The organism is Variovorax paradoxus NBRC 15149 (assembly GCF_001591365.1).
GTDB lineage: Bacteria > Pseudomonadota > Gammaproteobacteria > Burkholderiales > Burkholderiaceae_C > Variovorax > Variovorax paradoxus.
The window spans coordinates 2,186,656-2,199,429 of the sequence record NZ_BCUT01000001.1 but is presented as its reverse complement, the minus strand read 5'-3'; the positions used below and the strand labels follow the sequence as shown (position 1 = coordinate 2,199,429).

The window sequence follows — 12,774 nt, the reverse complement described above, 5'->3', positions numbered from 1 at the left end:
ACGATGAGCGTCCTCGAACTGCTGACCCAGGGCGACGGCGTGAGCCGCTCGGTGGCGGCGCTGCTGCTTGCGATGTCGATCGCCAGCTGGGTGGTGATTCTGTGGAAAGCCTGGCTGCTGCGCGGCGGCACGCGCGACGTGCTGCGCAGCATTGCCGCGTTCTGGCAGTCGGCCACGCTCGCCGATGCGCAGCAGCGCCTGCAGGCCTTCGACCGCGCCATGCTGGTGGGGCCGGCCGTGAGCGCCATCAGGAATGCGGCAGCGACGGATGCAGGCGACGCCACGCTCGGCGCCACCACCGGCGACCGCAACCAGCGGCTCACGCGGGCGCTGCGCGGCGCGCTGCATGGTGCGCTGCGGCGCCTGCAGTCCGGCCAGATCCTGCTGGCCACCGTTGGCGCCACGGCGCCCTTCGTGGGACTGCTCGGCACGGTGTGGGGCATCTACGGCGCGCTGTCGGGCATCGCGGGCCAGACCGGCGGCTTCACCATCGACAAGGTGGCCGGACCGGTGGGCGAGGCGCTGGTGATGACGGCCTTCGGCCTGGCCGTGGCCATTCCGGCCGTGCTGGCCTACAACGTGTTCGGCCGCGTCATCGGCCGCATCGAAGCCGAGCTCGAGGGCTTTGCGCACGACCTGCTCGGGAGCTTCGGCAGCCCGCCGCCGCCGGCCGCGCCGCCGCCCGCGCGGCCCATGCCGGTGTCGGCCTAGCCGAACGGAGCGCACGAGCCATGGCCTTCGGTCGCACCTCCCTGGGCAGCAGTGCCGCCGGCGGCGGGCGCGCGACCGGGGCGGGCGGCCAGCGGCCGCTGTCCGACATCAACGTCACGCCGCTGGTCGACGTGATGCTGGTGCTGCTGGTGATCTTCATCATCACCGCGCCGCTGATGGCGAGCTCGATCAAGCTCGACCTGCCGCAGACCGATGCCGGCCAGCCCAACGACACGCCCAAGTTCGTGAGCGTGTCGGTCGATGCCGCGGGCAAGACCTTCTTCAACGACCAGCCCGTGACCGACGAGGAACTGGCCGCCCGCCTGCAGAAGGCCGCCGCCGACAGCAAGGACACCGAGGTGCAGCTGCGCGCCGACCAGACGGTGCCCTACGGCAAGCTGGTGGCGCTGATGGGCATTGCGAACAAGGCGGGCCTGAACCGAATCGGCTTCGTGACCGAGGCCAAGGCGGCGCCCGAAACGCCGCGCTGAATCTTGTCTTGCTCCTTCCCCCTTCGGGGGAAGGCTGGGATGGGGGCTGGCCCCGCATCCGATGACGCGAAGGCATCGAGGCCGACGTGCCCCCACCCCGGCCCTCCCCCGGCAGGGGAGGGAGAAAGTCGAAGACTCAGCCCAGCACCACGGGCTTGGTGTGCCAGATCTCGTGCGCGTACTGCGCAATCGTGCGGTCGGACGAGAACGCGCCCATGCCCGCCACGTTGAGGATGGCCATGTGCGTCCAGGCGTCCGGGTCGCGGTACAGCGCATCGACCTCGGCCTGCTTCGCGACGTAGCTCGCGTAGTCGGCCAGCAGCAGGTAGTGGTCGCCCCAGTTCACGAGCGCGTCGTAGATGCCCTGGTAGCGCGAGGGCTCGCCGGCCGAGAAGGCGCCGTCGCGGATCGCATCGAGCACGCGCTTGAGCTCGGCGTTCTCTTCGTAGATGTCGCGCGGCTGGTAGCCGTGGGCGCGGATGTCGGCCACCTCTGGCGTGGTGTTGCCGAAGATGAAGATGTTCTCCGCGCCCACGTTGTCGCGCATCTCCACGTTGGCGCCGTCGAGCGTGCCGATGGTGAGCGCGCCGTTGAGCGCGAACTTCATGTTGCCGGTGCCCGAGGCCTCGGTGCCCGCGGTGGAGATCTGCTCCGACAAATCGGCCGCGGGCATGATCACCTCGGCCAGGCTCACGCTGTAGTTGGGCAGGAACACCACCTTCAGCAGCTTGCCGACGCGGCTGTCGTTGTTGATGGTGTGGGCCACGTCGTTGACCAGCCGGATCACGAGCTTGGCCATCTGGTAGGCCGAGGCCGCCTTGCCCGCGAACACCACCACGCGCGGCACGATGTCGACCGGCGCGCCCGCGGCCTGCGCATCGAGGATGCGGTGGTAGCGCGTGACCACGTGCAGCACGTTGAGCAGCTGCCGCTTGTATTCGTGGATGCGCTTGACCTGTACGTCGAACATCGCGTCGGTGTCGAGCACCAGGCCCATGTGCTGCTCGACCCAATTGGCCAGGCGCAGCTTGTTCTCGCGCTTGGCATGGCGGAAGGCCCGTGCGAAGGGCGGCTGGGCCGCCATCGGCCGCAGCGCCTCGAGCTGCGAGAGGTCGCGCCGCCAGCCCTTGCCCAGGCGCTGGTCGAGCAGGCTCGCGAGCGGCGGGTTGGCCTGCGCGAGCCAGCGCCGCGGCGTGACGCCGTTGGTCTTGTTGTTGAAGCGCTCGGGGAAGATCCTTGCGAAGTCCGCGAAGATCGATTGCTTCATGAGCTCCGAATGCAGGCCCGACACGCCGTTGATCGAATGGCTCGCGAGCACCGCCACGTAGGCCATGCGCACGCGGCGCTCGCCCGCTTCGTCCACCAGCGAGAGCCGGCGCAGCAGCTCGACGTCGTTGCCGGCCTTCTGCGTCACGGCCGCGAGGAACTTCGCGTTCATGTCGTAGATGATCTGCAGGTGCCGCGGCAGGATGCGCCCGAGCATCTCGACCGGCCAGGTCTCCAGCGCCTCGTGCATCAGCGTGTGGTTGGTGTAGCTGAACACCTTCTGCGTGTGGGCCCAGGCCGTGTCCCATGCCAGGCCGTGCTCGTCGAGCAGAAGGCGCATGAGCTCGGGCACCGCGAGCACCGGGTGCGTGTCGTTCAGGTGGATGCTGACCTTGTCGGCCAGCTGGTCGAAGCTCTTGTGGTTGCGCAGGTAGCGCCGCAGCAGGTCCTGCACGCTCGCGCTGCAGAAGAAATATTCCTGGTGCAGCCGCAGCTCGCGGCCCGAAGGCGTGGAGTCGTCGGGGTAGAGCACGCGCGAGACGTTCTCGGAGTGGTTCTTGCTCTCCACCGCCGCCATGTAGTTGCCGCGGTTGAAGGCCGAGAGATCGATCTCCTCGGTGGCGCGCGCCGACCACAGGCGCAGCGTGTTGGTGGCCTGCGTGCCGTAGCCCGGGATGATGGTGTCGTAGGCCACGGCCAGCACGTCGTGCGTGTCGACCCAGTCGGCCGCGCCGTAGGGCGCGTTGGTGCCCTCGCGCTTCTGCACGCGGCCGCCGAAGCGCACGCGGTAGTTCACCTCGGGCCGCTGGAACTCCCAGGGGTTGCCGCGCGTGAGCCAGTAGTCGGGCGTCTCGACCTGCTGGCCGTCGACGATGCGCTGGCGGAACATGCCGTATTCGTAGCGGATGCCGTAGCCCATGCCCGGCACGCCGAGCGTGGCCATCGAGTCGAGAAAGCAGGCCGCGAGCCGGCCGAGGCCGCCGTTGCCCAGCGCCGCGTCGGGCTCGCGCTCGGCCAGCGCCGCCATGTCGACGCCGAAGTCGGCCAGGGCTTCGCGCACCGTGTCGTAGAGGTCGACCGCCAGCAGCGCATTGGTGAAGGTGCGCCCGATCAGGAACTCCATCGAGAGGTAGTAGACGCGCTTGAGGTCCTGCGCATAGTTGGCGCGCGTGGTCGCCATCCAGCGCTCGACCAGCTGGTCGCGCACGGCCAGCGCGGTGGCGTGCAGCCAGTCGTCCTGGCTGGCTGCGACGGGGTCCTTGCCGACCGCATAGATCAGCTTGTTGGCGACGGCGCGCTTGAACGCGGCCACGTCGCGGTCGGGATGGTCGTAGGCGAAGTCTTTGAGGGTCATGGGCTTCGGTGAAGAGTGGTGGGGTGGTGCGCCGTGGCGCTTGGTTCAGGTGCCGGCGGACTCGAGCGCCTGCCGGTAGACCTCGATGTACTGGCCGGCGGCGCTGGCCCAGTCGGCCGGGCGCCGCATGGCATTGCCGCGCACGCGGCGCCAGTCGGGCGCGCGCTGGTAGAGCGCAAAGGCGCGCCGCAGCGCGCGATCGTAGTCGGCGGCATCGAAGCGGTCGAAGACGAAGCCGGTGGCATGGCCGCTGGCCATGTCCTCGAGCGTGCAGTCGACCACCGTGTCGGCCAGGCCGCCGACGCGGCGCACCAGCGGCAGGCTGCCGTACTTGAGTCCGTACATCTGCGTGAGGCCGCAGGGCTCGAACAGCGAGGGCACCAGCGTCACGTCGCCGCCGCCGAAGAGCTGGTGCGCGAGCGTTTCGTTGTAGCCGATGGTGACGCTGACCGCGCGCGGCGCGGCCGCCGCGCGCTCGCGGAAGGCTTGCTCGAGCCCGGCCTCGCCGCTGCCCAGCAGCGCGAGCTGGCCGCCTTCGGCCAGCAGGGTGTCGAGGCCGCCGAGCACGAGGTGCAGGCCCTTCTGCTCGGTGAGCCGGCTCACCAGGATGAAGAGCGGCGCATCGGGGCGCTCGGCCAGGCCGAGCTGGTGCTGCAGCACGGCCTTGCAGCGCGCCTTGCCCGCCATGTGGCGGCCGTCGGGCGTGTGGTAGCCCTGCACCAGCGCGCTGTCGGTGGCCGGATTCCAGACCTCGTCGTCGACCGCGTTGAGAATGCCCGTGAGCACGCCGCCGCGCAGGCGCAGCAGGCCGTCCAGGCCGAAGCCCTGCTCGGGCGTCTGGATCTCGCGGGCGTAGGTCGGGCTCACGGTGGTCAGGCGGTCGGCAAAGTAGAGGCCGCCCTTCATGAAGGACACCTGCCCGTGGTATTCGAGCCCGTTCATGTGGAACGCCGGCGCGGGCAGGCCGAGATCGGCAAAGTTCCATGGCGCCGAGATGCCCTGGTAGGCCAGGTTGTGCACCGTGAACACGCTGCCCGTGCGGGTCAAGCCGGCCTCGCGCGCGAAGTGCAGGTAGGCCGGCGCCAGCCCCGCATGCCAGTCGTGCGCATGCACGACCTCGGGCTGCCAGGCGGGATCGAGCCCCTGCGCCAGCTGCGCCGCGGCCCAGCCCAGCAGCGCGAAGCGCCGGTGGTTGTCGCCGTAGGGCTGGCGCGTGGCGTCTTCATAAGGGTTGCCGGGCCGGTCGTAGAGCACGGGCGCATCGATCACGTAGGCGGTGATCGGCGCCGCCGCGCCGTCGATGGCGATGCGGCCCGCGCGCAGGCCGAAGCGTTCCGGGCCCCAGGGCGCCGTGAATTCGGCCACGGGCGCCAGCTCGCGCACGCCGGCCAGGATGGCCGGAAAGCCGGGCAGCAGCACGCGTGCGTCCTGTCCGGCGGCCATGAGCGCGAGCGGCAGCGCGCCGGCCACGTCGGCGAGGCCACCGGTCTTGAGCAGGGGGAAGAGTTCGGCGCTGACCTGGAGGATTCGCATCGGGGAAGGGTGCGGCCTCAGGCAGCCAGCAGGCGCTTGAGCATTTCGCGGGTGACCAGCACCACGCCGTTGTCGGTGCGCTCGAAGCGCGCGGCATCGGCGTCGGCGTCTTCGCCGATCACCATCTCGTCCGGAATGACACAGCCGCGGTCGACCACCACGCGGTTGAGCCGGGCGCCGCGGCCCACCTCGACGTCGGGCAGCAGCACGGCCTCGTTGATGTCGCAGAACGAGTGGATGCGCACGCCCGAGAACAGCACCGAGCTGCTGACCTTGGAGCCCGAGACGATGCAGCCGCCCGAGACGATGGTGTTGACGGTCATGCCGTGCTTGCCCTCGCGGTCGAGCACGAACTTGGCCGGCGGCAGCTGCCGCTGGTAGGTCCAGATGGGCCAGTCTGTGTCATAGATGTCGAGTTCGGGCGTGATGGAGGCCAGGTCGAGGTTGGCTGCCCAGAATGCATCAATCGTGCCCACGTCGCGCCAGTAGGCCTTGGCGTCGGGCCCGCGCGAGGCGCGCGTGACGCAGGACATGCCGAAGGGGTGCGCCAGCGCGCGGCCCTGCGCCACGGCGCGCGGGATGATGTCCTTGCCGAAATCGTGGCTCGAATCGGGGTTGGCGGCGTCTTCCTCGAGCAGCTGGTAGAGGTACTCGGAATCGAACACGTAGATGCCCATGCTCGCGAGCGCCACGTCGGGATGGCCCGGCATGGCGGGCGGATCGGCCGGCTTTTCGAGGAAGGCCGTGATCTGGCGGCCGTCGTCGATGGCCATCACGCCGAAGGCGGTGGCCTCCATGCGCGGCACCTCGATGCAGCCGACCGTGCAGCCCAGGCCGCGCTCGGCATGGTCCTTGACCATGATGGAGTAGTCCATTTTGTAGATATGGTCGCCGGCCAGCACCACCACGTAGTCGTGCTTGGTGGAGCGGGTCTGGATGATGTCCAGGTTCTGGTACACCGCGTCGGCGGTGCCGCGGTACCAGTGCTCGTCGCCCGTGCGCTGCTGCGCGGGCAGCACGTCGACCATCTCGTTGAGCTCGGCGCGCAGGAAGCTCCAGCCGCGCTGCAGGTGGCGCATCAGCGAATGCGACTTGTACTGCGTGACCACCGCCATGCGCCGGATGCCCGAGTTCAGGCAGTTCGACAGCGCGAAGTCGATGATGCGGAACTTGCCGCCGAAGTACACCGCCGGCTTGGCGCGCCGGTCGGTCAGCTGCTTGAGGCGCGAGCCCCGGCCGCCGGCCAGCACCAGCGCGATGGTGCGGCGGACCAGTTGATGCGCCTGCAGGGGGGCCTGCGGCGTGCTGTTGCTGCTGATGCTGTGGTTGTCCATCCTGTGTCTCCGTTCGTTTGGCGGTTTGTCGTCTTGTCTTCTTCGTCTTCAGCGCTTCTGCAGCCAGCCTAGCACCGTGCGGCGCGGCTGGCTGCTACGTTCTTGCAATCCGGAGGCTCGAACGCGGTACCTCCACCGTGCCGGCATGCGGCTGTGGCTGCGCGGCGCCGGCCTCGGGCGCCGGATCGTCGGTCGCGAGCCGCCACTTCCATGAACCCGCCGGCAGCCTGAACGGCATGGCCGCCGGCCCCGCATTCACCAGCACCAGCCAGGCGCCCGCATCCGCGGCCGCCGCTTCGAAAAGGATTGCAAGCGCCGTGCCGCCGTGCCAGTCGGCCTCGCGCATCGGCTGGCCGTCGGGCCGCAGCCAGCGGATGCCCGGCGCGCCCTCTGCCGGCTCGGCCGGCCACCAGCGCGTGCTGCGCAGCACGGGCGCTTCGCGGCGCAGGGCAATGAGCCGGGCGACGAAGGCGCTCAGCCGCGCTGCTTCGCTGGCGGGATCGTGGGCGCCGATCCAGGCGAGCCAGGTGGTTTCATTGTCCTGGCAGTAGGCGTTGTTGTTGCCTTGCTGGCTGTGGCCGAGCTCGTCGCCGGCCAGCAGCATCGGCGTGCCCTGCGACAGCAGCAGCGCGGCGAGCAGCGCGCGCTGCAGGCGGCCGCGCTCGGCCTGCACGGCCGGGTCGTCGCTCGGGCCCTCGACGCCGCAGTTGTTGCTCAGGTTGTGCGCATGGCCGTCGCGGTTGTTCTCGCCGTTGGCCAGGTTGTGCCGCTCTTCGTAGCAGAGCAGGTCGCGCAGCGTGAAGCCGTCGTGCGCGGTGATGAAGTTGACGCTGGCGGTGGGCGCGCGGCCATGGTGGGCGAACTGCGCGCTCGAGGCCGTGAAGCGATGCGCGAAGTCGCCCAGGCCGGCGGCCCCCTCGCGCCCCTGCCGCAGCCAGAAGCCGCGCTGGGTATCGCGGTAGCGGTCGTTCCATTCGAGCCAGCCCGGCGGGAATTCGCCCAGGCGGTAGCCGCCCGGCCCGATGTCCCAGGGCTCTGCGATCAGCAGCGTGCGCGAGAGCACGGGGTCTTGCGCAATGGCCGCGAAGAAGGGCGCGCGCGGGTCGAAATGGCCGTCGGCGCCGCGCCCCAGCACCGGCGCGAGGTCGAAGCGGAAGCCGTCGACGCCGAGCGCGCAGGTCCAGTGGCGCAGGCTGTCCATCACGAGCTGCAGCACGCGCGGCTCGGCCAGGTCGAGGCAGTTGCCGGTGCCGGCCCAGTTGGTGTAGAGCGCACGGTCATCGGCGCGCAGGTGGTAGTAGAGCGCGTTGTCGATGCCGCGCATCGACAGCGTGGGACCGAGCTCGTCGCTCTCGGCGCTGTGGTTGTAGACCACGTCGATCACCAGCTCCATGCCGCGCGCATGCACCGCGTCGGCCAGGGCGCGGAATTCGCTGGCCGGCGTGGTGCCGGCGCGGCCGCTCCAGTAGCGCGCCTCGGGCGCGAACCAGCCGATGGTGTTGTAGCCCCAGTAGTTGCCGAGGCCCATGGCGAGCAGCCGCTGTTCGTCGGCGCGGTGCTGCACCGGCATCAGGCTCAGCGTGGTGACGCCCAGGGCCTGCAGGTGGTCGAGCACCACGGGCTCGGCCAGGCCGGCATAGGTGCCGCGCAAGGCCGCGGGCACGCCCGGGTGCAGCCGGGTCTGGCCGCGCACATGCAGTTCGTAGAGCACGCGCTCGCCGGCCGGGATGCGGGCATGGCCCGGTGCGGCCGAGCCATCGGCGGCGGCCGCCACGCGGCCCTTGAGCGCCACGGCGCCGTTGTCGCGCGTGTTGCGCTGGTCCGGATTCGCGGGATCGTGTCCGAGGAACAGCTCGCTGCCGTCGTACCTGCCGACGATCTCGCGCGCATACGGGTCGAGCAGCAGCCTCGCGGGATTGAAGCGCTGTCCCGCGTGCGGCGCCCATGGCCCGTGCACGCGAAAGCCGTAGACCAGCCCGGCGCGACCGCTCGGCAGCAGCCCGTGCCAGACGCCGTCGGTGAAGGCCGGCAGCCGGATGCGCTGCTGCTCGTGCTGGCCCGTGCCGTCGAAAAGGCAGAGCTCGACGGCTTCGGCGCTGGGCGCCGCGAGCGCGAAGTTCACGCCGTTCGGCGAGAGCGTCGCGCCAAGGGGGAAGGGGGAGCCCGGGCTCAGCATCGCTTCAGGCCAGCACCCACATCACGGTGGCCAGGGGCGGCACGCTGATGAGAATCGAATCGGCCCGGCCGTGCCAGGGCACCGGTTCGCTGTCGACCACGCCGTTGCCGACACCGCTGCCGCCGTACACGGCGCCGTCGGTGTTGATGGCCTCGCGGTAGGCGCCCGCCGCGGGCACGCCAAGCCGGTAGCCGTGGCGCGGCAGCGGCGTGAAGTTGCACACCGCCACCACGAAGGAGCCGCCCTGGGCCCGGCGCACGAAGGCGAAGACCGACTGCTCCCGGTCGTCATGCACCAGCCACTCGAAGCCGGCCCTTTCGGTGTCGAGCTCGTGCAGCGCGGGGAAGTGCCGGTACACGTTGTTGAGGTCGCGCACCAGCCGCCGCATGCCCTGGTGCGGCGCCTGCTCGAGCAGGTGCCAGTCGAGGCTGCGGTCGGCGTTCCATTCCGCCACCTGGGCGAATTCATTGCCCATGAACAGCAGCTTCTTGCCCGGATAGGCCCAGAGGTAGCCATAAAGATTGCGCAGCCCCGCGAACTTCTGCCACTCGTCGCCGGGCATGCGGCCGAACATCGAGCCCTTGCCGTGCACCACCTCGTCGTGCGAGAGCGGCAGCACGAAGTTCTCGCTGTGCGCATACATCAGGCCGAAGGTGATCTTCTGGTGGTGGTGCTTGCGGTGGACCGGGTCGATGCCCGCATAGGCGAGCGTGTCGTTCATCCAGCCCATGTTCCATTTGTAGTGGAAGCCCAGGCCGCCGTCCTCGGGCGGCCGCGTCACGCCCGGAAAGCTCGTGGACTCCTCGGCCAGCGTGATGGCGCCCGGGCGCTCGACGCCCACCACCCGGTTCATGCGCCGCAGGAAGTCGATGGCCTCGAGATTCTCGCGCCCGCCGTGGATGTTGGGCACCCATTCGCCGGGCTGGCGGCTGTAGTCGCGGTAGAGCATGGAGGCCACGGCGTCGACGCGCAGTCCGTCGACGCCGTAGCGCTCGAGCCAGTACAGCGCATTGCCGACCAGGTAGTTGCGCACCTCGGTGCGGCCGTAGTTGAAGATGAAGGTCTTCCAGTCGTTGTGGAAGCCCTCGCGCGGATCGGCGTATTCATAGAGCGCGGTGCCGTCGAAGCGGCCCAGGCCGTGCGCGTCGGTGGGGAAGTGCGCGGGCACCCAGTCGAGGATCACGCCCAGGCCCGCGGCATGCGCGGCTTCGACCAGATGGCGGAAGTCGCCGGGCGTGCCGAAGCGCGAGGTGGGCGCATACAGGCCGATCGGCTGGTAGCCCCAGGAGCCGTCGAACGGATGCTCGCTGACCGGCAGCAGCTCGATGTGCGTGAAGCCCATGTCGCGCGCGTACGGCACCAGTGTGTCGGCCAGCTCGCGGTAGTCCAGCCATTCATGGCCGTTCTTGCGGCGCCAGGAGCCCAGGTGCACCTCGTAGATGCTCATCGGCGCATGGCGGCCGTTGGCGGCGGCGCGTTCGGGCGGCATGGCGACGGGCGCGGGCAGCGGCGCGACCACGCAGGCGGTCTCGGGCCGCAGGCGCGAGGAGAAGGCGAAGGGATCGGCCTTGCGCAGCACCTCGCCCTGGGCCGAGAGGATCTCGAATTCGTAGCTGTCGCCCGTGGCCAGCTGCGGCGCGAAGATTTCCCACACGCCGCATTCGCGGCGCAGCCGCATCATGTGGCGCCGGCCGTCCCAGTTGTTGAAGTCGCCGACCACCGAGACGCGCCGCGCATTGGGCGCCCAGACCGCGAAGGCCACGCCCTTGACGCCATCCATCTCGCACAGGTGTGCGCCCAGCCGCTCCCAGGGTCGCAGGTGCGTGCCCTCGGCCAGCAGCCATACGTCGGTGGCACCCAGCACGAACGCAAAGCGGTACGGGTCTTCGAGCCGCGAGCTGTGCGTGCCCCAGTCGACCTGGAACGAATAGCCCAGCAGCGCCTCGGCCGCGGGCACCAGTCCGGCAAAAAGATCGGAGCCTTCCTGCCGCGACAGCAGCGCCAGCGGCCAGCCCGTGCGCGTGTGCACCACGGCCACGCTCTGCGCGCCCGGCAGCAGCGCGCGCACCAGCAGGCCGTCGCGCGTCTCGTGCGGACCGAGCACCGCGAACGGATCGCCGTGCTCGGCGCGCATCAGCGCGTGCACTTCGCGTTCGGGCAGCAGCAGGGAAGGCATGTTGTTCTTCACATCGGTTCTTCTTCGCCGGCGGGGCGGCCGAAAAAGACGCCGTAGGGCGCCAGCCTCAGCATGCGCCTTTCAGCGCCGGCCTGCAGGGTCGACGACGATGCCAGCGGATGCCCCGCGAGCGGCTCGAGCGCCCCGTGCAGCGCGATGGACACCGACTCGCCTCCCAGGTTGAAGACGGCCTGCAGCGATTGGTTCCCTTCGCGCCGCTCGAACCACAGCACCGGCTCCGGTGCATCGATGAAGGCGATGCTGCCGGTGCGCAGCAGCGGCTGGGCGCGGCGCCAGCGCAGCAGCGCGCGGCTGAATGCGAGCATGGAATCTGGATCGGTGGACTGGCGGTCGACCGCCAGCGGCAGGTGGCGGCCGTAGACCGGCAACCAGGGCCCGCCGGTGGTGAAGCCGGCGTGCAATTCGTCGGCCTTCCAGGGCATGGGCGTGCGGCAGCCGTCGCGGCCCTTGAATTCGGGCCAGAAGGCGCGGCCGTAGGGGTCCTGCAGCAGCTCGAACGGCACCTCGGCCTCGGGCAGGCCGAGCTCTTCGCCCTGGTAGATGCTGGCGCTGCCGCGCAGCGCGAGCAGCAGCGCGAGCCAGAGCCGGTCGCGCCGCGTGTCTTCCGGGCCGCCGCCGCTCCAGCGCGTGGCCACGCGCGGCACGTCGTGGTTGGAGACGGCCCAGCAGCCCCAGCCGCCGGTCGGCGCGAGCGCCTGGTCGAGCGTCTCGACCTGGTGGCGCAGGTGCCTGGCGCTGTGCTCGGCCGTCAGCAGGCTGAAGCTGTAGGCCAGGTGCAGGCGCTTGCCCAGTTCGGTGTACTGCGCCATGACGGGCGGCGCGTTCTCGTCGCCGACCTCGCCGAGCGCGACCGCGCCATAGTCGTCGAGCAGCCCGCGCAGGCTTTCGAGGAAGCGCAGGTTCTCCATCTGGCTCTTGTCGTAGAGGTGCTGCTGCATGGCATAGGGGTTGTCGGCCCGCACCGTGCTCACCTCGTCCAGCGAGGCGGCGCTCGCTGGCGGGTTGTCGCGCAGCAGCGCATCGTGGAACTGGTGGTTGCAGGCATCGAAGCGGAAGCCGTCCACGCCGCGCTCGCACCAGAAGCGCACTTCGCCCAGCAGCGCTTGCTGCACCTCGGCGCAATGGAAGTTCAGGTCGGGCTGCTCCTGGAGGAAGCTGTGCAGGTAGTACTGGCGGCGGCGCGAATCCCACTGCCAGGCCGGCCCGCCGAAGACGGAGAGCCAGTTGTTGGGCGGCGTGCCGTCGGGCCGCGGGTCGGCCCACACGTACCAGTCGGCCTTGGAGTTGTCGCGGCTCGCGCGGCTTTCGGCGAACCAGGCGTGCTGGTCGGAGGTGTGCGAGAGCACCTGGTCGATGATGATCTTGAGGCCGAGCGCATGGGCGCGCGCCAGCATCTCGTCGAAATCGGCCAGCGTGCCGAAGATCGGATCGACCGCGCGGTAGTCGGCCACGTCGTAGCCGAAGTCCTTCATCGGCGAGCGGAAGAAGGGCGACACCCAGATCGCATCGACCCCCAGGCTCGCCACATGATCGAGCCGCGAGGTGATGCCGGGCAGGTCGCCGATGCCGTCGCCGTTGCTGTCCATGAAGCTGCGCGGGTAGATCTGGTAGATCACCGCGCCGCGCCACCATTCGCCATTGCTGCTGTTGTTGCTGCGCATGCTGTCCCTGTGGTCTGAAAATCATTGTGGCATGCGAGATCCGGGCCCGGT

Annotated in this window: 8 protein-coding genes; 2 read left to right on the top strand and 6 right to left on the bottom strand. The window is 70.0% G+C overall.

The features are described 5' to 3' along the window. Positions 1 to 3 precede the first annotated feature (3 nt). Positions 4 to 711 (top strand): MotA/TolQ/ExbB proton channel family protein, encoded by a 708-nt coding sequence (locus tag VPA02S_RS10250; protein WP_012745572.1) that lies wholly within the window; start codon positions 4 to 6, stop codon positions 709 to 711. Between the two features lie 20 nt (positions 712 to 731). Further along, on the top strand, positions 732 to 1,202 hold the full coding sequence (locus VPA02S_RS10245) for an ExbD/TolR family protein (RefSeq protein ID WP_012745573.1): 471 nt from the start codon (positions 732 to 734) through the stop codon (positions 1,200 to 1,202). A gap of 136 nt (positions 1,203 to 1,338) precedes the next feature. Here the strand turns inward: VPA02S_RS10245 and VPA02S_RS10240 are convergent, their stop codons facing one another. The 6 genes from VPA02S_RS10240 to VPA02S_RS10215 all read right to left on the bottom strand — a co-directional run bounded on the left by VPA02S_RS10240 (position 1,339) and on the right by VPA02S_RS10215 (position 12,723). Beyond that, the gene (locus tag VPA02S_RS10240; RefSeq protein ID WP_012745574.1) at positions 1,339 to 3,822 is read right to left on the bottom strand and encodes a glycogen/starch/alpha-glucan phosphorylase; all 2,484 of its coding nucleotides are present in this window, start codon (positions 3,820 to 3,822) and stop codon (positions 1,339 to 1,341) included. A 45-nt stretch (positions 3,823 to 3,867) separates the two neighbouring features. Continuing rightward, entirely contained in the window at positions 3,868 to 5,355 is a 1,488-nt protein-coding gene (gene glgA / locus VPA02S_RS10235; RefSeq protein WP_012745575.1) for a glycogen synthase GlgA, read from the bottom strand. Positions 5,356 to 5,372: 17 nt separating this feature from the next. Continuing rightward, a complete protein-coding gene (gene glgC / locus VPA02S_RS10230; RefSeq protein WP_012745576.1) occupies positions 5,373 to 6,689 on the bottom strand; it encodes a glucose-1-phosphate adenylyltransferase in 1,317 nt (438 codons plus the stop codon). Between the two features lie 94 nt (positions 6,690 to 6,783). Then, the gene (glgX, locus tag VPA02S_RS10225; RefSeq protein ID WP_012745577.1) at positions 6,784 to 8,865 is read right to left on the bottom strand and encodes a glycogen debranching protein GlgX; all 2,082 of its coding nucleotides are present in this window, start codon (positions 8,863 to 8,865) and stop codon (positions 6,784 to 6,786) included. A gap of 4 nt (positions 8,866 to 8,869) precedes the next feature. Beyond that, positions 8,870 to 11,041: a 1,4-alpha-glucan branching protein GlgB gene (gene glgB, locus VPA02S_RS10220; protein WP_012745578.1), complete on the bottom strand. Its 2,172-nt coding sequence runs from the start codon at positions 11,039 to 11,041 to the stop codon at positions 8,870 to 8,872. A gap of 8 nt (positions 11,042 to 11,049) precedes the next feature. Beyond that, complete coding sequence (locus tag VPA02S_RS10215; RefSeq protein ID WP_012745579.1) at positions 11,050 to 12,723, bottom strand: alpha-amylase family glycosyl hydrolase; 1,674 nt, start codon at positions 12,721 to 12,723, stop codon at positions 11,050 to 11,052. Positions 12,724 to 12,774 lie beyond the last annotated feature (51 nt).

Bases quoted from the DNA above. Each gene is read 5' to 3' on its own strand.
- VPA02S_RS10245 (WP_012745573.1), top strand. From the start codon at position 732: ATGGCCTTCGGTCGCACCTCCCTGGGCAGCAGTGCCGCCGGCGGCGGG.
- glgC (WP_012745576.1), bottom strand. From the start codon at position 6,689: ATGGACAACCACAGCATCAGCAGCAACAGCACGCCGCAGGCCCCCCTG.
- VPA02S_RS10215 (WP_012745579.1), bottom strand. From the start codon at position 12,723: ATGCGCAGCAACAACAGCAGCAATGGCGAATGGTGGCGCGGCGCGGTG.
- VPA02S_RS10250 (WP_012745572.1), top strand. From the start codon at position 4: ATGAGCGTCCTCGAACTGCTGACCCAGGGCGACGGCGTGAGCCGCTCG.
- glgB (WP_012745578.1), bottom strand. From the start codon at position 11,041: ATGCCTTCCCTGCTGCTGCCCGAACGCGAAGTGCACGCGCTGATGCGC.
- glgX (WP_012745577.1), bottom strand. From the start codon at position 8,865: ATGCTGAGCCCGGGCTCCCCCTTCCCCCTTGGCGCGACGCTCTCGCCG.
- glgA (WP_012745575.1), bottom strand. From the start codon at position 5,355: ATGCGAATCCTCCAGGTCAGCGCCGAACTCTTCCCCCTGCTCAAGACC.
- VPA02S_RS10240 (WP_012745574.1), bottom strand. From the start codon at position 3,822: ATGACCCTCAAAGACTTCGCCTACGACCATCCCGACCGCGACGTGGCC.